Here is a 22,303-nt window from a genome sequence, read left to right on the forward strand (position 1 = left end):
GGTCGTCGTCTGGCGATCGCTGCTGACTCATTTGAATCGGGGCCTCCCGCTGATGGGCCGCAGGTGGCGGCGATATCGCGAACGTGGAAGTCATGGCGCTGAACAGCAGGCGCTTCCAGACTGCGAGGTTTCCATCAGACAACCCGACACGCCGATGCGACCTTCCGACGCCATGCCGCCCCTGCACATCCTCTCCGCGCAAGCGCAAGACCCGCGCAAACGCCGCGTCGTCGACGACGAAGAAACCGCTGAGCAGTCACCTCCGCCAGCGCTGTCCGGCGAGCCCGACACCGAGCGACAGGACGGCGCGGAGCCGGAGGTCACGCACCCCGTTGCCGGGGGAGCTGATGGTGCCGACGGTGCGGATGGTGCCGATGGCTCGACCGGGAACACCGTTGCCGCCCTCGTGACGTGGGTGACGGGCGCTACGCTGACCGCGGGCTCGGTGACTTTTCTGGCGGGAGGCTCGGACCGGGGCGGTTCGCACAGTCCGCGAACGGATCCGACGCCGACGCCGACGATGCCAATACCGGCCCCTCCGCAGGAGCAGAAGCCGGATCTGCCACCACCACAGATGTCGGACCTCCCGCCCGACGAGGGGACGGCGCAGAGTTACCTCCAGCACGCACAGGCGAGCAGGAACGAGTCCGACGTCGACCACCAGATCCTGGTCACCGCGACACACGGTACGGACCTGACGATCCACCTGGCGAATGGCGGGACCTTCGTGATCTGACGCTGCTGGGGGACACGCGCGGGACCGTGCAGGAACGCGCGCTCATGGAGCGTCACATCGCCCGGAACAGGTGGCTGTACATCCGGCTCACCGCGAGCTTCTCCGGCCGGCGGCGCAGCCGCAGCGTCAGCTTGCCGGTGTCGTCGCGGAGCACGCGCTCGATCGCGTCCACGTGCACGATGTGGCCGCGGTGCACCTGCCAGAACCGGTTCGCGTCGAGCTGCGGCAGCAGTTCGCGCAGCGAGATCCGCACCAGGTACTCCTGGTCGGCGGTCATCACGCGCACGTACTTGTCCGCGGCCTCCAGGTAGACCACGTCGTCGACCGGCACCAGCACGATGGACTCGCCCACACCGACCTGAAGATGGCGCAACGTCGCTGCCGCGCCGGCCGCGGCAGCGGTGGCGGCGGAAGCACCGGACGACGTCGCGGCGTCCGCCGGCGCTCCGCCGGTCGTTGCAGTCGTTGCAGTCGTTGCAGTCGTTGCGACACCCAGCAGACCGCGCAGCTGCTCGATGGCCGATGCCAGCGCCGCCGGCGGTTGTTGCCGCTGCGCGAGCGCCGTCTTCAATCGCGAGACCGTCTGCGCGAGCCGCTCGCGCTGCACGGGCTTGAGCACGTAGTCCACCGCCGCGCGGTCGAAGGCCTGCAGCGCGAACTGGTCGTAGGCGGTCACGAAGACCAGCAGCGGGAACGGCGTGCCGCCGGCCGCCGTGTCGTCCCAGTCGTCGGCGAGCTGCGCCGCGGCTTCCAGGCCCGTCATGCCGGGCATGCGGATGTCGAAGAAGCAGACGTCGGGCCGATGCCGCAGCGTCGACGTCACGGCCTCCTCGCCGTGCGCGGCCATCGCCACGACCTCCAGCTCGGGCCAGAGCGCCTTCAGTTCCTGCCGCAGGTGCGCGGCCAGCAGTTCTTCGTCTTCGGCGATCAGGGCGGTGGGCATGGATGAGTTCTCCAGAAAGGACGGATGGCTTCAGCGAGTGACGCAGGGGCCGGACCCGGACGCTGATCCGGATGCATCTCTGGATGCATTCCCGAGTGCATTTCCGGATATGGCCACGGGCGCGGGCAGGGGCATGCGGATCCTCGCCCGCGTGCCGCCGCCTGCCGGGCGCGAGAGGTCCAGCCGGGTGAGCTCCAGCCGCGCCTGCGGCCCGCAGGCGACGGCCAGCCGGTCCCGCACCTGCACCGTGCCGAAGCCGCCCTCCGGCGACCGCGCCGCCTCGGCGTCGAAGCCCGCGCCGTCGTCCTCGACGTCCAGCAACAACTGACCCTCGGCCTCGGTCGCCCGCACCCGCAGCGTGCCGCCGACTACGTGCGGCTCCAGGCCGTGCTTGATGGCGTTCTCCACCAGCGGCTGCAGCAGCAGCGGCGGCACGGGCACCTCGCGCAGCGCCTCCGGCAGTTCGAACTGGAAGCGCAGCCGCGACCCCATCCGGACCTGCATCAGCGCCAGGTAGTCGGCGATGCGGGCGAACTCCTCCTTCAGCGGATGGCGCTCGGCGCGGGACGCCGACAGCGTCGCGCGCAGGAAGGCGATCAGGTGGTCCAGCATCGCCTGCGCCCGCTCCGCGTCCATCCCGATCAGCACCCGCAGGTTGGCCAGCGTGTTGAACAGCATGTGCGGCTCCAGCTGCGATTCGAGCAGCCGCAGCTGCGTCTCGGCGGCCTGGCGGCGCAGCGTCTCGGCGCGCGCCTCGGCGGCCGCGATGCGGTGGCGCGACAGGAAGAACAGCGTCGCGCCGAAGCCGGGGATCAGCGCGATCACCATCACGCTGAACACGCGGCGCAGGGGGCTGGAGAGCAGGCTCTTCTCCTGCAGGCCGGTCACCATGTTGCCGGCCTCCACGCCCAGGCTGTAGCCGATCAGGGTGCCCAGCAGCAGGCACAGCACCATCAGCGGCCAGCCCGGCCAGTCGAAGGGCTCGGCCGGTGCGCGGCCGAAGCGGTCCAGCAGCCGCCAGCGGATCCAGCCCAGCCCGTAGCGCAGCACGTTGATGCTGGCGGCGCAGAACAGCGAGATGAAGAAGCAGTAGATCAGCGTCGGGCGCAGGGGCTGGTTGAAGATGGCCACCAGCGACAGGGAGACCACCACCGTCAGCGTCAGCACGATGAGCACGTGCCGGAGGATCCAGCGCACGGGCGGGGAGAGGGGCAGGGGGCTCATGGGGGCGGAGTGTCGCGCAGGCTCAGGCCGTGACGGCGTCGGGCGTCTGGGGGCGGTGCGACAGGATGTTGATGGCCCGGCCCAGGAAGGCGCCGCTGAACAGGCCGAAGGCGGCGCTGAAGCTGAGCGCGTAGACGGTGTGGTGGGCGTAGTCCGGGTGCAGCGCCAGGCTCATGCCCGAGGCGAACTTCAGCACGAAGATGCCCATCATCAGCGCCATCGGCACCCAGCTGCCGGGGACGAGGAAGCGGCGGCTGACGGCGTCGTAGCGCACGTTGCCGGGCCAGCGCAGGGCGCGCAGGACCAGCACGCCGGCGACGATGCCGGCGAGCCAGGCCAGGCCCGGCAGGCCGTCCAGGCCGAAGCTCTTCTCCACGCCCCAGGCGCCGAACACCAGCCACAGTGCCGGCAGCACGATCAGGCGCTTGGCGCGCACGGCGGTGGCGGTGCTCTGCTTGATGCCGAAGTAGGTGATCATCGCCAGGATCGCCCAGACGAAGCCGGGGATGTGGGACAGGATCTGAAGCGGGGTGGGGTGCATGGCGGGCTCCGTGAGGCGGTGCGTTGTCGATGGACGGACTGTCTCGAAACGGAGTTCCCGTGCCCAGCACCGGGCGACAAAGCGCCAAAAACCGGCGCGAACGGCCTCAGTACGTCGCCACCCGAAGTCCTCGGTCGCAAAACCGTGGCAGGACGGCGCCGTTTGGGGACGGCAGGTCGCAGGGTTAATGAGATGGTCACCCCCATCTCCTTTTTGCCTAGAGCACCCCGGTGACGTAAGTTGCCGGGGTGTTCTTCTTCTGTGGCGGAGGTCATCATGGACTCTGTAACGATGGTCGGCATCGACCTGGGCAAGCACTCCTTCCACCTGCACGGCCAGGACCGCAAGGGCTTGGCGGTCTTCCGCAAGAAGCTGACCCGCAAGCAGCTCATCGAGTTCTTCGCCAAGTTCCACTCCTGCACGGCCGTGATGGAGGCCTGCGCCGGCGCGCACTACCTGGCGCGCAAGCTCGTCGCCATGGGCCACGAGGTCAAACTGATTTCACCTCAGTACGTGCGCCCCTTCGTGAAGGGCAACAAGAACGACTTCATCGATGCCGAGGCGATCTGCGAGGCCGCGTCGCGGCCGACGATGCGCTTTGTGCAGCCGAGGACCGAAGCCCAGCAGACGCTGTCAATGCTGCATCGCCTGCGCGAGTCGCTGGTCCACGATCGCACCAAGGCGACCAACCAGATGCACGGGTTCCTGCTGGAGTTCGGTGTCAGCCTGCCGACTGGCCTGGCCGCCGCCAGGCGACTGCCAGCGTTGCTGGTCGAGCATGAGGATCTTCCTCCGCAGCTGATCTCGTTGCTGGAGCGGCTGCATGCGCACCTTCAAGTACCTCGATGGCCAGATCGCCGAGGTCGAGAAGCTGCTCAGCCGCCATGTCCACGCAGACGACCTGGGCGAGAGGCTCATGACGCTACCGGGCGTAGGCCCCATCACCGCCAGCGTGTTGTGCGCCGAGATGGGTGATGGGCACCAGTTCGCCTGCAGCCGCGACTTCGCGGCATCCCTGGGCCTGGTGCCGCGGCAGTACAGCACCGGCGGCAGACCCACGCTGCTGGGCATCAGCAAGCGAGGCGACAAGAACCTGAGACGCTTGCTGGTTCAGTGCGCCCGGGCCTTCATGCAGCGGGTGGACAAGTACCCCAGCCCGCTGGCCGCCTGGGTGCGCTCGCTGCTCACGCGCCGCCACTCCAACATCGTGGCCTGTGCCCTGGCCAACAAGCTCGCGCGCATGGCCTGGGCATTGGCACGACACCACGCGGTCTACGAACCGGCCAAGCTACGTCCAGAGCCAGCAGCTGCTTGAACCCAAGCACCTGGCTTGCCTTCAACCCAGATCAGGAACACCCAACAGGTTTTGCGACTGCTGCAGCAGTGATGACGTGAACGGCCCACTCGGCCTGGCAGACAACCAGAAAGGTCCGTTGGCTATCGAAGCCGCAGGGTTTTTAAGGACTGCCAGGCGCGACTCTCATCGTGGCGCGGGGAACAACCTCCCCATCCAGACGCCGGATAGATTCACGCAAGCCTTCTTCACACCGATCTCTGCAAACAGCTCTTGCAAAAACGGGGGTGACCATAGATTTGGACCTTGCGTCCAAGGCCCTGCGACCTGGCGGCCAACGCCCTGGCCATTGCAGGTGGGCGGTCCCTCGCAGACGCGGCAGCCTCAGCGCCGACGCTTGGTCGACCCGCCGCCGCCCAGCAGGCTGCCCAGCACGCCGCGGACGATCTCCCGACCGACCGACGATCCGATGCTGCGCAGCGCCGACTTGGCTGCAGTCTCCGCCAGCCCCTCGTGACGCCCGCCTCGGGGTCCGGTGCTGCCGAACAGCACGTCCTTCAGCCCGCCGAGCAGGCCGCCACCGTCGTCCTGTGCCGGCGCGGGGGCGGGCGCACTGCCCCTGCCCGTCGTCGGCGCGCGACGGAAGGCCTGGTCTGCCTCATCGGCCATCGACCCAGCCCCGGCACCGCCGCGCGGCGAACCCGCTTGCGACGGCTGCGGCGCCGCATCGGCCGTCGTGGACGCCCGGCCGGTCAGCTTCTCATAGGCCGACTCGCGGTCGATGTGTTTCTCGTAGACGCCGGCCACCAGCGAGCCAGCGATCAGCGCCTTGCGCTGCTCCGGCGTGATCGGTCCGATCTGGCTGCCCGGCGGGAGCACGAACACCCGCTCGGTGATCGCCGGCCGGCCCTTCTCGTCGAGCAGGCTGATCAGCGCCTCGCCGACGCCCAGCTCGGTGATCGCCATCGCGATGTCCAGCCCCGGCTTCGGACGCATGGTGTCCGCCGCCGCCTTGACCGCCTTCTGGTCGCGCGGCGTGAACGCGCGCAGCGCGTGCTGCACCCGGTTGCCGAGCTGGCCCAGCACCGTGTCCGGGATGTCCAGCGGGTTCTGCGTCACGAAATAGACGCCCACGCCCTTGGAGCGCACCAGCCGGACCACGAGCTCGATGCGCTCCACCAGCGCCGCCGGCGCGTCCTTGAACAGCAGGTGCGCCTCGTCGAAGAAGAACACCAGCTTGGGCTTGTCCAGATCGCCCACCTCGGGCAGCGCCTCGAACAGCTCCGACAGCATCCACAGCAGGAAGGTCGCGTACAGCCGCGGCGCGGCCATCAGCTTGTCCGCCGCCAGGATGTTGATCACGCCCAGGCCATCCGACGTCTGCATGAAGTCGTGGATGTCGAGCATCGGCTCGCCGAAGAACTTGTCGCCGCCCTGCGCCTCGATCTGCAGCAGCCCGCGCTGGATCGCGCCGACGCTGGCCGCCGAGACGTTGCCGTACTCTGTCGTGAACTCACTGGCGTTGTCGCCCACGTGCTGCAGCATCGCGCGCAGGTCCTTCAGGTCCAGCAGCGCCAGGCCGTGGTCGTCGGCGATCTTGAACACCATCTGGAGCACGCCGCCCTGGGTCTCGTTCAGGCCCAGCATCCGCGACAGCAGCAGCGGCCCCATGTCGGAGACCGTCGCGCGCACCGGATGGCCCTGTTCCCCGAACACGTCCCAGAGCGTCGTCGGGCAGGCGATGGCGACCGGCGGTTCGAATCCGCGCTCCTTCAGCACCGCCAGCAGTTTGGCCGACGGCGCGCCGGCCTGCGAGATGCCGGTCAGGTCGCCCTTGACGTCCGCCATGAAGACCGGGACGCCCATCTGGCTGAACGATTCGGCCAGTTTCTGCAGACTGATCGTCTTGCCGGTGCCGGTGGCGCCGGTGATCAGACCGTGGCGGTTGGCCAGCGCAGGCAAGAGCTGGCACTCGATGTCGCCGTGGCGGGCCAGCAGGATCGGGTCGGCCATGCGGAATTCTCCAGAGGCAAAAAAGCTAAAATCGCAGTCTAACGAAGCAACCACAGCGCCGGCCCGGAGAATTTCCACCGCGCCGCGTCACAGGAGAACGAGGACATGGCAGGGCATTCCAAATGGGCGAACATCCAGCACCGCAAGGGCCGCCAGGACGAGAAGCGCGGCAAGGTCTGGACCCGTCTGACGCGTGAAATCATCGTGTCCGCGCGCGCCGGCGGCGCCGACATCGCGATGAATCCGCGCCTGCGCCTCGCGATCGAGAAGGCCAAGGCCGCCAACATGCCGGCCGACAACATCAAGCGCAACGTCGACAAGGCCACCGGCAACCTCGACGGCGTGACCTACGAGGAAATCCGCTACGAGGGCTACGGCATCGGCGGCGCCGCGATCATCGTGGACTGCATGACCGACAACCGCGTCCGCACGGTCGCCGAAGTCCGTCACGCCTTCAGCAAGTACGGCGGCAACCTGGGCACCGAAGGCTCGGTGGCCTTCCAGTTCAAGCATTGCGGCCAACTGGTGTTCGCGCCGGGCACCTCGGAAGACAAGGTCATGGAAGTCGCGCTGGAAGCCGGCGCCGAGGACGTCCTGACCGACGACGACGGCGCCATCGAGGTGCTGACCTCGCCCGCCGACTACGAAGCCGTCAAGAACGCGCTCGAAGCGGCCGGCCTGAAGGCCGAGATCGCCGAAGTCACGATGCGCGCCGAGAACACCATCGAGCTGGCCGGCGAAGATGCCGCCCGCATGCAGAAGCTGCTGGATGTGATCGAAGACCTGGACGACGTCCAGGACGTCTACAACAACGCGAGCCTGTCCGAATGAAGGTCCTGGTCCTTGGCAATGGTGGCCGTGAACACGCGCTGGCTTGGCGGCTGGCGCAGGGCGAACGCGTCACGCAGGTCTTCGTGGCCCCCGGCAACGGCGGCACCGCGCGCGACCCGCTGCTGAAGAACGTGCCGATCACCGACGTTAAGGCGCTGGCCGACTTCGCGGTCGAACAGAAGATCACGCTGACGGTCGTCGGTCCGGAGGCCTTCCTGGCCGCCGGCGTCGTCGACGAGTTCCGCGCCCGCGGCCTGCGCATCTTCGGACCGACCAAGGCGGCCGCGCAGCTGGAGAGCTCCAAGGCCTTCGCCAAGGAGTTCATGAAGCGCCACGGCATCCCGACCGCCGCCTACGAGACCTTCAGCGACGCGACCCAGGCGCATGCCTACGTCGACGCGCAGGGCGCGCCCATCGTCATCAAGGCCGACGGCCTGGCGGCGGGCAAGGGCGTGGTCGTCGCGATGACGCTGGCCGAGGCGCATGAGGCGATCGACTGGATCCTCGCGGACAACAAGCTCGGTGTCGTGCACAACGAGGGCGGCGCCCGCGTCGTCATCGAGCAGTTCCTCGAAGGCGAGGAAGCCAGCTTCATCGTGCTGTGCGACGGCAGGAACGTCCTGCCGCTGGCCACCAGCCAGGACCACAAGCGCCTGCTCGACGGCGACCAGGGCCCGAACACCGGCGGCATGGGGGCGTACTCGCCCGCGCCGGTCGTGACGCCCAACGTCCACGCCAAGGCGATGCACGAGATCATCATGCCGACGATCCAGGGCATGGCCCGCGACGGCGCCCCGTTCACCGGCTTCCTGTACGCCGGGCTGATGATCGACGCGCACGGCCAGCCGCGCACCGTCGAGTTCAACACCCGCATGGGCGACCCCGAGACGCAGCCGATCATGATGCGTCTGAAGAGCGACCTGTTCGAGGTGCTGATGCACGCGACCGACGGCACGCTCGACCAGGTCGAGCTGCAGTGGGACCGCCGCGCGGCGCTGGGCGTCGTGATGGCCGCGGGCGGTTACCCGCTGTCGCCGCGCAAGGGCGATGCGATCTCCGGCCTGCCCGTGGACGGCGAGGAGGCCATGGTCTTCCATGCCGGCACGACGATGCAGGACGACGGCCAGCTCGTGACCAGCGGCGGCCGCGTGCTCTGCGTGACCGCGCTGGGCGAGGCCGTGCGCCATGCGCAGCAACTGGCCTACCAGACCGCGCAATCGATCCAGTTCGACGGCAAGCAGTACCGCCAGGACATCGGATACCGCGCGATCAAGCGCTGATCCGCGCCGACCCGAGCGCCGACCTGAACTTCGACCTGCCGTGGCCCCTTCCGCCCCTCGCCGCTGGACCGGCGCGCTGACGCCGATGCCCGGCGGCAGCGCGCTCGCGCGCGCCGTGCTGGGTGCTTTCGGCTGGCGCATCGACAACGACGGCCTGCCGGGGAAGCAGGGTGTCGTGATGGTCTATCCGCACACGTCGAACTGGGACTTCCCCATCGGCGTGCTGACGAAGTGGAGTCTCGGCTTCCAGCTGAAGTTCTGGGCCAAGGACAGCCTGTTCAGGCCGGCCATCGTCGGCCGCTGGATGCGGTCCATCGGCGGCGTGGCGGTGAACCGCCGCTCGGCCAACGGCATGGTCGCCGACACGGTCCAGCAGATGCTCGCGGCCAAGGCGCGCGACGAGTCCTTCTGGCTGATCGTCGCCCCCGAAGGCACGCGCGGCTACGCCGACCACTGGAAGTCCGGCGCGTACCACGTCGCCGTGCAGGCCGACGTGCCGGTCGGGCTGGCGTCGTTCGACTTCGCGACGAAGCGCGTGCTGTTCACCGACTTCGTCGAGGTCAGCGGCGATCCGGCGCAGGACTTCGCGCTGTTCGCCGAGGTGCTGCAGGGCCGCCAGGGCAAGTACCCGCAAAACGCCGGACCGATCCGGTTGAAATCCAAGGACGGAGATCCCCGATGAATACGCAGTTGGTCCGCGATTACCTGCTCGGTCTGCAGCAGCGGATCGTCACGACGCTGGAGCGTCTGGACGGTCAGGCATTCATCACCGACGCCTGGCAGCGCGAGCCCGGCGGCCGCCTCGAAGGCGACGGCCTGGTGCGCCTGATCGAGAACGGCGCCGTGTTCGAGCGCGGCGGCGTCAACTTCTCGCACGTGCGGGGCCGGGTGTTGCCCCCGTCGGCGACGGCGCACCGGCCCGAACTCGCCGGCGCGCCGTTCGAGGCGATGGGCGTGTCGCTGGTGATGCATCCGCACAACCCGTTCGTGCCCACGGTCCACATGAACGTGCGCATGTTCGCGGCGCTGCCGGTCGACCGCGAGCCGGTCGTGTGGTTCGGCGGCGGCATGGACCTGACGCCGTACTACGGCTTCGAGCGCGACGCGCAGCACTTCCACCGCACCTGCCGCGCGGCGCTGGAGCCGCACGGCGAGGCGCTCTATCCGCGCTTCAAGCAGTGGTGCGACGAGTACTTCCACCTGAAGCACCGCAACGAGCCGCGCGGCGTCGGCGGCATCTTCTTCGACGATTTCGCCGAGGGCGGCGTCGAGAACGCGTTCGGCATGGTCCAATCCGTCGGCGACGCGTTCCTGCCCGCCTACGAGCCGATCGTCGATCGTCGGCACGGCCTGGCCTACGGTGAACGCGAACGCGACTTCCAGGAATACCGGCGCGGACGTTACGTCGAGTTCAACCTGGTCTTCGACCGCGGCACGCTGTTCGGGCTGCAGTCGGGCGGGCGCACCGAGTCCATCCTGATGTCGATGCCGCCGGTCGCGCGCTGGCGCTACGACTGGCAGCCGGAGGCAGGCTCGCCCGAGGCCAAGCTCTACAGCGACTTCCTCCGCCCGCGCGATTGGGCGGATGAAGTGCCAACGCATCTGTGGTTCTGAATGAATCCTCTGAACCCTGTGCGGCAGGTCGGTTGGTTCGGCGGCTCCTTCGATCCGGTGCACCGCGCGCATCTGGCGCTGGCGCACGCGGCGCTTGACCAGCTGGCGCTGGACGAGGTCCGCTGGATCGTCGCCGGGCAGCCGTGGCAGAAAGCGGGTCGCCAGATGGCGGACGCCGCGGACCGCGCCGAGATGGTGCGGTTGACGATCACGGGGAAGGGCGGGGATCCCCGCTTCGTCCTCGACGATCGCGAGATGAAACGCGCCGGGCCGAGCTACACGCTCGACTCGGTGCGCGAGTATCAGCAGGAGCGTCCTCACGACGCGCTCTGGCTGATCCTCGGGCAGGACCAGTTGGCCGGCTTCCCGAGCTGGAACGGCTGGGAGGAACTGGTCGAGCGCATGGGGCTGGCAGTCGCGGCCCGCGCGCAGGACAAGGTACAGGCGCCGGCGGCGCTGCTGGAGCGGCCGCATCGGCTGGTCCGGCTGACGATGCCGGCGCTGGAATGGTCATCCACCGAGGCCCGCCGACTGGCGGCCGAGGGCGCTGACGTAGGGCCCGTGGTGGGCGAAGAGGTGGCGGGTTATATTTCCCGGCACCGTCTCTACAGTGAGAACTGAATGGACATCAAGAAACTGGAACGTGCCATCGTCGATGGTCTCGAGGACGTGAAGGGCCAGGACATCCTGGTCTTCGACACCGAGCGCCTGTCGCCGCTGTTCGAGCGCGTGATCATCGCCTCGGGCACGAGCAACCGGCAGACCAAGGCGCTGGCCTCCAGCGTGCGCGAGACGGTCAAGAAGCGCGGCATGCAGGTCATGCGCACCGAGGGCGAGGACAACGGCGAATGGATCATCGTCGACTGCGGCGCCGCCGTGGTCCACCTGATGCAGCCGGCGATCCGCCAGTACTACCACCTCGAAGAGATCTGGGGCGGCAAGCCGGTGAAGCTCAAGCTGGGCGACAGCGGCACCAAGCTGGTGAAGGCCTCCGAGCCGATGGACGACGAGGACGCGCCCAAGGCGAAGAAGTCCGCCAAGAAGTCTGACAAGGCCACGGACAAGAAGGCGGACAAGAAGGCCGAGAAGGCTGAAAAGTCCGACAAGAAGTCCAAGGTCAAGTCCGTCGACGGCGAGGCGATCGGTGCCGCGTCGAAGAAGGCGCCGTCGCGCGCGACCGGCACGAAGTCCGCCGCCGCGAAGTCGGCAGCGAAGGCTTCGCCGACGAAGCCTGCGGCCAAGTCCGCCAAGCCGGCCGGCAAGCCTGCTGCGAAGAAGACGAGCATCAAGACGACGGCCGCCACCGCGAAGCCTGCCGCCAAGACCACCCGCAAGCCCGCCGCCACCCAGGCGCCGGTCGAGACGGTGAAGGTCGGCAGCAAGAAGCCGGCGACGAAGAAGGTGTCGCCGAAGGTCGCCGCCGCCAAGCCGGCGGTCAAGGCCGCGGCGAGAAAGCCAGCAGCCAAGCCGGCGGCCAAGCCGGTGTCCAAGCCGGCCGCCAAGAAGACCACGGTGAAGACCGGCACGAAGTCCAAGCCCAAGGCCTGACCCCGTGCGCCTGGTGTTGTGCGCGGTCGGGCAGAAGATGCCGGCCTGGGCCGATGAGGCCTATGAGGATTTCGCCAAGCGCTTCCCGCCCGAGATGCGGCTGGAGCTCAAGGCGGTGAAGGCGGAACCGCGCACCACCGGCAAGTCGACCGAGCAGCTGATGGCGGCCGAGGCCCTGCGCCTCGACGCCGCCTGCCCGAAGGGCGCCCGGCGCGTCGTGCTCGACGAGCGCGGCGATCGCGTCACCTCGAAGCAGCTCGCGCAGCGGCTCGAGTTCTGGCGCGGCGACGGGCGCGACGTCGCGATCTTCATCGGCGGCCCGGACGGGCTCGATGACAGCATCAAGTCCAGTGCCGACGAGAAGCTGCGCCTGTCCGACCTGACCCTGCCGCACGCCTTCGTGCGCGTGCTGCTGGCCGAAGGCCTCTACCGGGCCTGGTCGGTCATGGAAGGCCACCCGTACCACCGCGAATGAACTGACGATGTCCGCAGATTTCCTGTACCTCGCCTCGCAGAGCCCGCGTCGGCGACAGTTGCTGGAGCAGATCGGCGTTCGTCATGAACTGCTGCTGCCCGGCGCCGACGAGGACGCCGAGGCGCTGGAAGCCGTGATCGCCGGCGAGTCGCCCGACGACTACGTGCGCCGCGTCACCGTCGCCAAGCTCGATGCTGCGCTGCAGCGCCGCGAACGTCGCGGCCTCCCGCCCGCGCCGGTGCTCTGCGCCGACACGACGGTGGCCCTGGGCGACCGCATCCTCGGCAAGCCCGACGACGCGGCGCATGCGTCCGACATCCTCGCCAGCCTGTCCGGTCGCGAACACCGCGTGCTGACGGCCGTCGCCGTCGGCACCCCGGACGGCCGCGTGCTGAGCGCCGTGAGCGTGTCGCTGGTGCGTTTCGCCGAGATCGGCGACCGGCGCCTGCGCGCCTACGTGGCCTCGGGTGAACCCATGGGCAAGGCCGGCGCTTACGCGATACAAAGTCAGGCGGCCGCCTGGATCGAACACATCGCCGGCAGTTATTCGGGCATCATGGGCCTGCCGTTGTTTGAAACGGCGGAGCTGTTGCGGGAGGCCGGTTTCCCCGTCTGACCACGGACGGGAAAGCGGAGCAGCAGCGGACCCTGGACCGACAAAGCTTTCCGGAAGGCGACTCGAGCGTTGCCGCCAGCCCCGAGGCTGACGAGAACGCTGGAGTACAAGAACATGGAAGACATCCTGATCAACTGGACCCCGCAGGAGACGCGGGTGGCTGTGGTCGAGAACGGGTCCGTGCAGGAACTGCACATCGAACGGACGCTGGAGCGGGGCCTCGTCGGCAACGTCTATCTCGGCAAGGTCGCGCGGGTGCTGCCGGGCATGCAGTCCGCGTTCATCGACATCGGACTGGAGCGGGCGGCCTTCCTGCACGTCGCCGACCTGCACCTGAACGGCGTGAACCCCCGCGGCCATCACGGCCCGCACGGGGAATCCGCCCAGGCCGTCCCGATCGAGCGCCAGGTCTACGAGGGCCAGGCCCTGACCGTGCAGGTCATCAAGGACCCCATCGGCACCAAGGGCGCGCGGCTGTCGACGCAGATCTCGATCGCCGGGCGTCTGCTCGTGCACCTGCCGCAGGACAACCACATCGGCATCTCGCAGAAGATCGGTTCACCCGAGGCGAGAGACGCGCTGCGCACGCGCATGCAGACGCTGGTGTCGGCGGGCGTCAATGACGGCAACACGGGCGGCTTCATCCTGCGGACCAATGCCGAGGAAGCGAGCGACGAGGAAATCGGCGCCGACATCGGCTACCTGCGCAAGACCTGGAACTCGATCCGCGAGAAGTCCCTGACCCTGCCGCCCGGCAGCCTGCTGTTCCAGGACCTCAGCCTGGTCGAGCGCGTGCTGCGTGACCTGGCCAGCGACCGGACCAACTCGATCCGGATCGACGCCAAGCTGCAGTACGACGTGGTGCGCGAGTTCGGCGAGACCTACATGCCGACGGCGACCGCCAAGCTGGAGCTGTACCGGGGCGAGCGTCCGATCTTCGACCTGAACAACATCGACGCCGAGATCGCCCGCGCGCTGGCGCGGCGCGTGGACCTGAAGTCGGGCGGCTACCTGATCATCGACCAGACCGAGGCGATGACGACCATCGACGTCAACACCGGCGGTTTCGTGGGCGCCCGCAACTTCGACGACACGATCTTCAAGACCAACCTGGAGGCGGCCGGCGCCATCGCGCGCCAGCTGCGCTTGCGCAACCTGGGCGGGATCATCATCGTCGACTTCATCGACATGACCCGCGAGGAACACAAGACCGCGGTGCTGCAGGAGTTCCGCAAGCAACTCAGCCGTGACCGCACCAAGGTCACCATCGGCGGTTTCACGCAGCTGGGGCTGGTGGAGCTGACGCGCAAGCGCACGCGCGAGTCGCTGGCCCGCATGCTCTGCGAGCCGTGCCCGACCTGCGAGGCCCGCGGCCAGGTCAAGACCGCGCGCAGCATCTGCTACGAGATCCTGCGGGAGATCCTGCGTGAGTCGAGGCAGTTCAATCCGAAGGAATTCCGCGTGGTCGCGGCCGCCAACGTCGTCGAGATGCTGCTCGACGAGGAGAACCAGCACCTGGCCGGGCTGTCCGATTTCATCGGCAAGCCGATCTCGCTGACCGCCGAGCCGACGAACCAGACCGAGCACTACGACATCGTGCTGATGTAGGCGCAGGAGGGCTGGCCGAAGATCGCGGCGCAGGTCGACGCCAGGGGCCAGGGCACCGTCGTCAGGCCTTCTTCGAAGCCGTGCAGCGCGAGCGCCGTGGCCTGGTGCGCGGGCATCGCCGGCGCATGGTCGTGGATCAGGCCGGCCGTTGCGGTGGCCGCGGCCACCGCGGCATCGCGCACGCCCATCGGCGAGCGCTCCAGATACGCCAGCACGGGCAGGGTGAGGCGCTCGTGCACGTCGATGAACGCGAGCTGCGACAGCGAGGCGCTCGCGCCGCGATGGTCCACATCGTCGAGATGGAGGGCGTGACCGAGTTGCTGCAAGGTTGCCATCAGCACCTCGCGCAGCCGGGCGCCGTGGAGCTCGGCCTCTTCCGAGGCCAGGCGCATGCCCGGCGAGAGCGCCGCGATGTCGACGCGGAAGCTGCGGAACATCAGCAGACCGGCCAGCCGTGCGGCGCCCAGGATCTGCGTCTGCGCATGGGCGAGGCCGTCCTCGATCACCAGCCGGGCGCGGACCAGACGGTGGAAGTGCGCCGTCGCCGCGACGACGTGCTTGAAGGAACTGCCGGTCATCGCAAGGCCTCCTGGGGGATCCGTTCCCACAGTTCCGTGCCGCTCTGCGCGAGCGCGAGCCGCACACGGGGGTCGGACATGACCTGACCCCAGTCCGCGCGCAGCCGGGCCGCGAGTCCGTCGGGCAGTCGCGGGGCGAGCAGCGCGTTCCAGGCCGCCACGTCGCGTGTATCGAGGGCGTCGAAGTCCGCGCGATCCGGCGGATCGGCCAGTGCCGCGCCGGACACGAAACGGGGATCGGGCATCGCGGCGCGGAGGGCGCTGGCGGGGGACGGGGCCGCCGTCGAGGGTGCCGGCAAGGGGGTCGACAGGGGCGTCAGCCAACGTCCGAACATGCCCGGCGGAAACACGGTGACGAACGGGAGCTGGCCGACGCGGGCGATCGGGGTGAAGTCCTCCACCGACGCGGTCGGGGGCTGGAACGGATCGTCGACCAGGCGCGCGGGGCGTTCCAGCAGGGGGCTGCTGGTCAGCAGCAGGACCTGCCCGTCGGGTCGCGCTGTCGCCACCTGGCGCGCAGCGAGATAACCCTGGCGGTCCGGGAGGTTGCGCACCTCGACCGCCTGACCCGAGCGCTCGGTCCAGACCCGCGCCATCGTCCGCGCGACGTGGTCCGGGCCGCTGCCGGCGCTGAAGGGGATCACCAGCGTCAACGACCCCTCGCGGGTGTCCGTGGCGGCGTCCGGCGTCTGTGCCAGCGCGGCCTTGAAGAGCCCGGCGCACACCAGCCACACGGTGGCGATCAGCCACGGTCGGACGGTGTCGCCCACGCGGGACAGACGCAGGCGGCCTGCGAAGGAGGACCACGAGGGCGGGCGATGGGGGAGGGGCGGCGGGGACATGACTTCCTTTCGGGGGCCGCGACGGGGCTCGCGGGCGAAAGCAGTGATTCTGGGAAAAGGGCGGACCCGGCGCCATGACCGCAACTGATGGAGAACGCCGTTGAAATCAACTGGTTCGGGTCATCGACCGACTTGTTCATGTGGGGTGGCGCGCTGCTTGCCCATGGGCTTGCCCTTTGTAACCTCGCCGATCCGAAACACCTGTCCAGGCCTCGGGCACAATCAGGCCTCCATTCGTTCCGCAAGCCGATGAGCACCAAGACGATTGCCACCTCCTCCGCTCTTCTTCCTGCCGGCATCAGCGCGTTGACGCGCCGTGGACTGCTTGGCGGCATGGCCGCCGGGTTGGCGATGCCGGCACTCGCGCAGTTCCGGGTCGAGATCGCCGGCGTCGGCGCCACCCGGTTGCCGATCGCGATCAGCGACTTCAACAACGAATCGGCCACCGGCCAGCCGCTGGCGGCGATCATCCGCGCCGACCTGGAGCGCAGCGGCCAGTTCAGCATCGTGCCCGGCCAGACCGGCATGAGCGAGACCTCCCAACCCCAGTTCGTCGACTGGCGCGCGCGCGCCGCCGACGCGCTGTCGGCCGGTTCCGCGACGCGTCTGGCCGATGGCCGCTTCGACGTGCGCTACCGGCTCTGGGACGTCGTCAAGGGCTCGGACCTGGGCAGCGAGAGCATCCCCGTCGTCGCCGGCGACCTGCGCCTGGCGGCGCACAAGATCGCCGACACGATCTACCAGAAGCTCACCGGCGAGCGCGGCGTCTTCGCCACGCGCCTGGTCTACGTGAACAAGGCCGGCCCGCGGTATTCGCTGCGCGTCGCCGACGCGGACGGCGAGGGCGAGCAGACCGTGCTCAACAGCCCCGAGGCCATCATCTCGCCGGCCTGGTCACCCGACGGCAACGAGGTCGCCTACGTCAGCTTCGAGTCGCGCAAGGCCGTGGTCTGGATCCAGGACCTGCGCACCGGCAAGCGCCGCAAGGTCGCGGACTTCCGCGGCACCAACAGCGCGCCGTCGTACTCGCCGAACGGCCAGCAGCTGGTGGTCACGCTGTCGCGCGAAGGCGGCTCGCAGCTCTACCTGATCAACAAGGACGGCTCGGGCGCCAGGCGCCTGACGCAGACCTCCGCCATCGACACCGAGGCGACCTTCTCGCCCGACGGCGCGCAGATCTACTTCGTCAGCGACCGCGGCGGCGCGCCGCAGATCTACCGCATGCCGGCCGGCGGCGGCAACGCCGAGCGCGTCACCTTCAGCGGCAACTACAACATCAGCCCGTCCATCAGCCCCGACGGGCGCACGATGGCCTACATCACGCGGGTGGGCGGCGGCACCTTCAAGCTGTGCGTGATGGACCTCGGCGGCGGCCAGGTCCAGCAGATCACCGACACCACCGAGGACGAGAGCCCCAGCTTCGCCCCCAACGGCAAGCTGATCGTCTACGCCACGCGTGCCGGCGGCCGCGACGTCCTCATGACCACGACGCTGGACGGCAAGGTCAAGGCCAAGCTGGCCACGCCGGGGGTCTCGGACATCCGGGAACCCGCATGGGGTCCTTATGGCAACTGAGCGCTGCAGATGCCGACCCTGTCTCCGTTCGAGAAACTGAAAGCTTTCGCAACGTCGGGCACATGGATTGCCTACGTTGGCGTCGCGCTTCGCCCATCCCGTGCGAGGCGTGATCGCGACGCGTCGGCCAGCCTTCCGCGCGGGCATGCGTGCCCCACGGATGTGTTAGCCGATGATTCACAATTGCTGTTCCCCGCGGCTTCACCGGCGGCGCTGTCCACCGCCATGTCCAGACCGTAACTCCCGCCCGCTTGACCTCTAGGAGCGTATGCCCATGAAATTCGAAAAACTGATGCTTGGCCTGGTGGCCGCCGCAGCCCTGTCCGCCTGCAGCTCCACCAAGCTGGATGAACCGGCCCCGGTCGAGAACAAGACCCCGGTCGCGACGACCCCGAGCGGCCCGCAGGTCGACCCGAACGCCAACGCGCAACGCAAGGTCGAGACCGTCGACCTGGGCGCCCAGCTGGACGCCGCCGTGTCCAACCAGCGCGTCGTGTTCTTCGACTTCGACAGCTTCGTCGTCAAGGACGAGTACCGCAGCCTGGTCGAGAACCACGCCAAGCGCCTGAACAACAAGAAGGCGCTGCAGCTGAGCCTGGAAGGCCACGCCGACGAGCGCGGCGGCCGCGAGTACAACCTGGCCCTGGGCCAGAAGCGTGCCGAAGCCGTCGCCAAGTCGCTGACGCTGCTGGGCGTGTCCACGGGCCAGGTCGAGGCGGTGAGCTTCGGCAAGGAACGTCCGGCCGACACCGGCCACAACGAAGAGGCGTGGGCCAAGAACCGTCGCGTCGAACTGCGCGACAAGTGATCCGGTGACATGAGCATGCTGCGATTCCCTCGTTCCCTTTCCTTCACGGCGATCCCGGCGGCCAAGGCCGCGCTGATCGGCGTGCTGCTGGCCCTGAGCGCCGCCGGCCCCGCGCGGGCGGCGCTGTTCGAGGACGACGAGGCCCGCAAGGCCATCCTCGACCTGCGGACCAAGATGCAGCAGAACGATGAGGCGCAGCGTGCCCGTGTCACGGAACTGCAGGGCCAGCTCGAGACCGCGCGACGCGGTCTGCTGGACCTGTCCGGACAGATCGAGGCGCTGAAATCGGACCTGGCCAAGATGCGCGGCCAGAACGAACAGCTGGCGCGCGACCTGTCCGACACCCAGCGCAAGGTGACCGACCAGTCGGCCACGCTCGACAACCGGCTGCGCCCGCTGGAGCCGCAGAAGGTGTCGCTGGACGGCAAGGAATTCCAGGCCGATCCGGAAGAGAAGCGCCAGTTCGATGCCGCGATGGGCCTGATCCGCCGCGGCGACTTCAATGAGGCGACCTCCGCCTTCACGTCCTTCCTGACGCGTTTCCCGGCGAGCGGTTTCTCCGACTCGGTGCGCTTCTGGCTGGGCAACGCGCAATACGGCAAGCGCGACTACAAGGGCGCGATCGCGACCTTCAAGGCCTTCGTCGCCGCGAACCCGGACCACCCGCGCGCGGCCGAGAGCCTGCTGGCGATCGCCAACTGCCAGATCGAGCTCAAGGACACCAAGAGCGCCCGCAAGACGCTGGAAGACCTGCAGAAGGCCTATCCCGGCAGCGAGGCCGCGAAGGCCGCCAAGGAACGCGCGGCCGGACTGCGTTGATCTGCTGAGGACGCGCTGCGGCGCGCAACGATCTTGAGTCTGGAGACCGGGCACGGCCCCCTCGATCTGGAAGCGGACGCGGAGCGCCGCTTCGGCGGTCTGCGTCGTCTGCATGGCGAGCGCGACTACGCGCGTCTGCGCGCGGCGCGTTTCTGCGTCGTCGGACTGGGCGGCGTCGGCTCCTGGGTCGTCGAAGCGCTGGCGCGCATGGGCGTCGCGCGGCTGGTGCTGGTCGACCTCGACCACGTCGCCGAATCCAACATCAACCGCCAGGTGCAGGCGCTCGGCAGCACGCTGGGCATGGCCAAGGCGGAAGCGCTCAAGCAGCGCATCGCCGACATCCACCCGGGCTGCGAAGTCGTCACCATCGAGGACTTCGTCGATGACAAGAACTGGCCCTCGCTGCTGGGCGACGTGCAGGTCGACGGCATCGTCGACGCCTGCGACCAGGTCCGCGCGAAGGCGCAGATCGCCGCGTGGGCGAGGGCGCTCAAGCTCCCCCAGATCTGCATCGGCGCCGCCGGCGGCAAGCACCGTCCGCAGGACGTCGAGATCCTCGACCTCTCCGAAACCACCCATGATCCGCTGCTGGCCAACCTGCGCCAGCGGCTGCGCAAGTTCCACGCCGCACCGCGCCAGGGCGCGATGGGCGTGACCTGCGTGTTCTCGCGGGAACCGGTCACCCGGCCGGAAGGCGTCGATGCCTGCGACCTGGATGGCAACCTGAATTGCCACGGCTATGGATCGAGCGTGGCGGTGACCGCCGGCTTCGGCATGGTCGGCGCGGCGGAGCTGGTGAAACGGTATCTGAAGGCGCTTGCGCGACCTCAAAAAACCGTCCTATAATGCGAGGCTCTGCTGAGGGGCAAACACCTCGAAGCGATGCAGCGGAGGTCAAGGCAACTTGGCCTTCATTGCGTGAAGCAGGCTTAGGCGTGCAGGCTTCGGGTCGTTAGCTCAGTCGGTAGAGCAGCGGACTTTTAATCCGTTGGTCGCAGGTTCGAATCCTGCACGACCCACCATCGCTTCAGATGGTTGTCAGTGGAATGACTGGCAGTTGAATTTCTCGGGGGCTCTTAGCTCAGTTGGTAGAGCAGCGGACTCTTAATCCGTTGGTCGAAGGTTCGAATCCTTCAGGGCCCACCAACCGATCCTTGTCGGATCGTCGGAGTGAAGAACGCAGTGATCGGCAACGATCAGCGTGCGATTCACGGACGACGAAACGATGTCAGAGGGGATCTGGCGTGACGAGATCAAAATATCTGACATAATCTCGGCTTCGCAAGTTTCAGCAGAAACTTGCGAGACGAAAAGAATTTCGGGCTCTTAGCTCAGTTGGTAGAGCAGCGGACTCTTAATCCGTTGGTCGAAGGTTCGAATCCTTCAGGGCCCACCAAATAAAAGGGGTTGCAGCAGTGCTGCAACCCCTTTTGTCATTGGCGCGCACAAATTCGACGGTTTCTCGACGGATGCCCACCGGGTCCACGACTTCAAACGCCCGCCGATATCGGGGTTTGTCTGCTCGGCTAGACTGACCGCCAGTTTCCTCAGACCGCCACCTGCCTCCCCCGACATGTCCCAGATCCAAGAAACCACGCTGCTGCAGGCCCTGCAACAGGTCGTCGACCCCAACACCGGTCGCGACTTCGTCTCCACGAAGCAACTCCGCCAGTTGAAGGTGCAGGGCGACGCGGTCAGCTTCGAGATCGAACTGGGCTACCCGGCCGCGAGCCAGATCGACGCGCTGCGCGCGGCGCTGGTCGAAGCCGCGCGGTCGGTGCCCGGTGTCGGCAACGTCAGCGTCGGCGTGACGACGAAGATCACCGCGCATGCTGTCCAGCGTGGCGTGCAGCTTCTGCCCGGGGTGAAGAACATCATCGCGGTCGCGTCCGGCAAGGGCGGCGTCGGCAAGAGCACGACGGCGGCCAACCTGGCGCTGGCGCTCTCCGCGGAAGGCGCGACGGTCGGTCTGCTCGATGCCGACATCTACGGTCCCAGCCTGCCCTTGATGCTGGGCATCAGCGGCCGTCCGGAGAGCACCGACGGCCAGACGATGGAGCCGCTGGAATCGCACGGCCTGCAACTGATGTCGATCGGTTTCCTGGTCGAGGACGACCAGGCGATGGTCTGGCGCGGCCCGATGGCGACGCAGGCGCTGGAACAGCTGCTGCGCCAGACGCGCTGGCGCGACCTGGACTACCTGGTGATCGACATGCCGCCGGGCACCGGCGACATCCAGCTGACCTTGTCGCAGCGTGTGCCGGTGAGCGGCTCGGTGATCGTGACGACGCCGCAGGACATCGCCCTGATCGATGCGAAGAAGGGCCTGAAGATGTTCGAGAAGGTCGGCGTGCCTATCCTGGGCATCGTCGAGAACATGGCCATCCACATCTGCAGCCACTGCGGCCATGCCGAGCACATCTTCGGCAGCGGCGGCGGCCAGCGCATGGCGGACCAGTACAGCCAGGAACTGCTCGGCTCGCTGCCGCTGGCCCTGTCGATCCGCGAGCAGGCCGACAGCGGCAAGCCGACAGTGGTGGCCGAGCCCGATGGTGTGCATGCGCAGGCCTACAAGCAGATCGCCCGCAAGATCGCCGTGAAGCTCGCTGGTCAGGCCAAGGACTACTCGTCGAAATTCCCGACGATCACCATCTCGAAAAACACCTGACCCCCTCTTGCACGCCGCCGTCCTTTCGACGCAGTGCTGCACTGCAACGGGAGCCGCGCGGGCCGGTGCCCCTTGGAGCGAATTCCGAGCGGCGAGGAGGAGATTGAGCGGAGAGGGGCACCGGTCCGCGCGGCGGAACGCGCGGTCGATCCCCATTCAACCCCGCGAGACGGCAGGCTCCGTGCGCTGCACCGCACAACGACTCGCCGTCGTAAAAGCCGCCGTCAAGCCTGGTGCGCCCTGCGGTTCTTCCTCTCGTGAGCGGGTGAGTCCTCATTGGACAAAGCCGA

General features: G+C 68.2%; 21 protein-coding genes, 3 tRNA genes and 1 pseudogene. 19 read left to right on the forward strand and 6 right to left on the reverse strand.

Annotated features, from left to right (window positions below):
- Positions 1–154 precede the first annotated feature (154 nt).
- Entirely contained in the window at positions 155–736 is a 582-nt protein-coding gene (locus ABE85_RS00525; RefSeq protein ID WP_067269127.1) for a hypothetical protein, read from the forward strand.
- Between the two features lie 52 nt (positions 737–788).
- On the opposite strand, the gene ABE85_RS00530 is transcribed toward ABE85_RS00525, so the two are convergent.
- From ABE85_RS00530 to ABE85_RS00540, 3 genes are read right to left on the reverse strand one after another with little or no spacing between them, the layout of a single operon-like run.
- Complete coding sequence (locus ABE85_RS00530) at positions 789–1,679, reverse strand: LytTR family DNA-binding domain-containing protein (RefSeq protein WP_067269129.1); 891 nt, start codon at positions 1,677–1,679, stop codon at positions 789–791.
- A 30-nt stretch (positions 1,680–1,709) separates the two neighbouring features.
- Positions 1,710–2,903: a sensor histidine kinase gene (locus ABE85_RS00535; protein WP_082938181.1), complete on the reverse strand. Its 1,194-nt coding sequence runs from the start codon at positions 2,901–2,903 to the stop codon at positions 1,710–1,712.
- Between the two features lie 22 nt (positions 2,904–2,925).
- Positions 2,926–3,444, reverse strand: a complete 519-nt coding sequence (locus tag ABE85_RS00540; RefSeq protein WP_067269132.1) for a DUF6622 family protein — start codon at positions 3,442–3,444, stop codon at positions 2,926–2,928.
- A 276-nt stretch (positions 3,445–3,720) separates the two neighbouring features.
- Between ABE85_RS00540 and ABE85_RS00545 the strand changes: the two are divergent.
- Positions 3,721–4,759, forward strand: a pseudogene (locus ABE85_RS00545) (IS110 family transposase).
- A gap of 363 nt (positions 4,760–5,122) precedes the next feature.
- On the opposite strand, the gene ABE85_RS00550 reads toward ABE85_RS00545, so the two are convergent.
- On the reverse strand, positions 5,123–6,751 hold the full coding sequence (locus ABE85_RS00550) for a helicase HerA-like domain-containing protein (protein WP_067269134.1): 1,629 nt from the start codon (positions 6,749–6,751) through the stop codon (positions 5,123–5,125).
- Between the two features lie 105 nt (positions 6,752–6,856).
- Here ABE85_RS00550 and ABE85_RS00555 point away from each other — a divergent pair, with 105 nt between their 5' ends.
- From ABE85_RS00555 to rng, 9 genes are all read left to right on the forward strand, one after another.
- A complete protein-coding gene (locus ABE85_RS00555; RefSeq protein WP_067269136.1) occupies positions 6,857–7,582 on the forward strand; it encodes a YebC/PmpR family DNA-binding transcriptional regulator in 726 nt (241 codons plus the stop codon).
- A complete protein-coding gene (gene purD, locus ABE85_RS00560) occupies positions 7,579–8,862 on the forward strand; it encodes a phosphoribosylamine--glycine ligase (protein WP_067269139.1) in 1,284 nt (427 codons plus the stop codon). The genes ABE85_RS00555 and purD overlap by 4 nt, the downstream gene beginning before the upstream one ends.
- 40 nt (positions 8,863–8,902) lie before the next feature.
- Positions 8,903–9,544 (forward strand): 1-acyl-sn-glycerol-3-phosphate acyltransferase, encoded by a 642-nt coding sequence (locus ABE85_RS00565; protein WP_197507158.1) that lies wholly within the window; start codon positions 8,903–8,905, stop codon positions 9,542–9,544.
- Positions 9,541–10,476, forward strand: a complete 936-nt coding sequence (gene hemF / locus ABE85_RS00570; RefSeq protein ID WP_067269142.1) for an oxygen-dependent coproporphyrinogen oxidase — start codon at positions 9,541–9,543, stop codon at positions 10,474–10,476. The genes ABE85_RS00565 and hemF overlap by 4 nt, the downstream gene beginning before the upstream one ends.
- Positions 10,477–11,097, forward strand: a complete 621-nt coding sequence (gene nadD, locus ABE85_RS00575; RefSeq protein WP_067269144.1) for a nicotinate (nicotinamide) nucleotide adenylyltransferase — start codon at positions 10,477–10,479, stop codon at positions 11,095–11,097.
- Positions 11,098–12,024: a ribosome silencing factor gene (rsfS, locus tag ABE85_RS00580; RefSeq protein WP_067269146.1), complete on the forward strand. Its 927-nt coding sequence runs from the start codon at positions 11,098–11,100 to the stop codon at positions 12,022–12,024.
- 4 nt (positions 12,025–12,028) lie between these two features.
- A complete protein-coding gene (gene rlmH / locus ABE85_RS00585; RefSeq protein WP_067269148.1) occupies positions 12,029–12,499 on the forward strand; it encodes a 23S rRNA (pseudouridine(1915)-N(3))-methyltransferase RlmH in 471 nt (156 codons plus the stop codon).
- 7 nt (positions 12,500–12,506) lie between these two features.
- Complete coding sequence (locus ABE85_RS00590; RefSeq protein WP_067269150.1) at positions 12,507–13,115, forward strand: nucleoside triphosphate pyrophosphatase; 609 nt, start codon at positions 12,507–12,509, stop codon at positions 13,113–13,115.
- A 114-nt stretch (positions 13,116–13,229) separates the two neighbouring features.
- The gene (rng, locus tag ABE85_RS00595) at positions 13,230–14,723 is read left to right on the forward strand and encodes a ribonuclease G (protein WP_067269152.1); all 1,494 of its coding nucleotides are present in this window, start codon (positions 13,230–13,232) and stop codon (positions 14,721–14,723) included.
- Here the strand turns inward: rng and ABE85_RS00600 are convergent.
- Positions 14,702–15,301 (reverse strand): hypothetical protein, encoded by a 600-nt coding sequence (locus ABE85_RS00600; RefSeq protein ID WP_067269154.1) that lies wholly within the window; start codon positions 15,299–15,301, stop codon positions 14,702–14,704. The genes rng and ABE85_RS00600 overlap by 22 nt on opposite strands.
- Positions 15,298–16,143 (reverse strand): tripartite tricarboxylate transporter substrate-binding protein, encoded by an 846-nt coding sequence (locus ABE85_RS00605; protein WP_067269155.1) that lies wholly within the window; start codon positions 16,141–16,143, stop codon positions 15,298–15,300. Before ABE85_RS00605 ends, ABE85_RS00600 begins: the two co-directional genes overlap by 4 nt.
- A gap of 249 nt (positions 16,144–16,392) precedes the next feature.
- On the opposite strand from ABE85_RS00605, the gene tolB reads away from it, so the two are divergent.
- The 8 genes from tolB to apbC all read left to right on the forward strand — a co-directional run bounded on the left by tolB (position 16,393) and on the right by apbC (position 22,013).
- Complete coding sequence (gene tolB / locus ABE85_RS00610) at positions 16,393–17,718, forward strand: Tol-Pal system beta propeller repeat protein TolB (RefSeq protein WP_067269157.1); 1,326 nt, start codon at positions 16,393–16,395, stop codon at positions 17,716–17,718.
- A 274-nt stretch (positions 17,719–17,992) separates the two neighbouring features.
- On the forward strand, positions 17,993–18,526 hold the full coding sequence (gene pal / locus ABE85_RS00615; protein ID WP_067269158.1) for a peptidoglycan-associated lipoprotein Pal: 534 nt from the start codon (positions 17,993–17,995) through the stop codon (positions 18,524–18,526).
- A gap of 9 nt (positions 18,527–18,535) precedes the next feature.
- The gene (gene ybgF, locus ABE85_RS00620) at positions 18,536–19,345 is read left to right on the forward strand and encodes a tol-pal system protein YbgF (protein WP_082938183.1); all 810 of its coding nucleotides are present in this window, start codon (positions 18,536–18,538) and stop codon (positions 19,343–19,345) included.
- 33 nt (positions 19,346–19,378) lie between these two features.
- Positions 19,379–20,191 (forward strand): ThiF family adenylyltransferase, encoded by an 813-nt coding sequence (locus ABE85_RS00625; RefSeq protein ID WP_067269160.1) that lies wholly within the window; start codon positions 19,379–19,381, stop codon positions 20,189–20,191.
- A gap of 100 nt (positions 20,192–20,291) precedes the next feature.
- Positions 20,292–20,367: transfer RNA gene (locus ABE85_RS00630), tRNA-Lys, on the forward strand.
- 48 nt (positions 20,368–20,415) lie between these two features.
- A tRNA-Lys gene (locus tag ABE85_RS00635) sits at positions 20,416–20,491 on the forward strand.
- A 174-nt stretch (positions 20,492–20,665) separates the two neighbouring features.
- A tRNA-Lys gene (locus ABE85_RS00640) sits at positions 20,666–20,741 on the forward strand.
- Positions 20,742–20,918: 177 nt separating this feature from the next.
- Positions 20,919–22,013 (forward strand): iron-sulfur cluster carrier protein ApbC, encoded by a 1,095-nt coding sequence (apbC, locus tag ABE85_RS00645; RefSeq protein WP_067269162.1) that lies wholly within the window; start codon positions 20,919–20,921, stop codon positions 22,011–22,013.
- Positions 22,014–22,303: the final 290 nt, after the last annotated feature.

The sequence above is a fragment of the Mitsuaria sp. 7 genome, assembly GCF_001653795.1.
Classification (GTDB): Bacteria; Pseudomonadota; Gammaproteobacteria; order Burkholderiales; family Burkholderiaceae_C; genus Roseateles.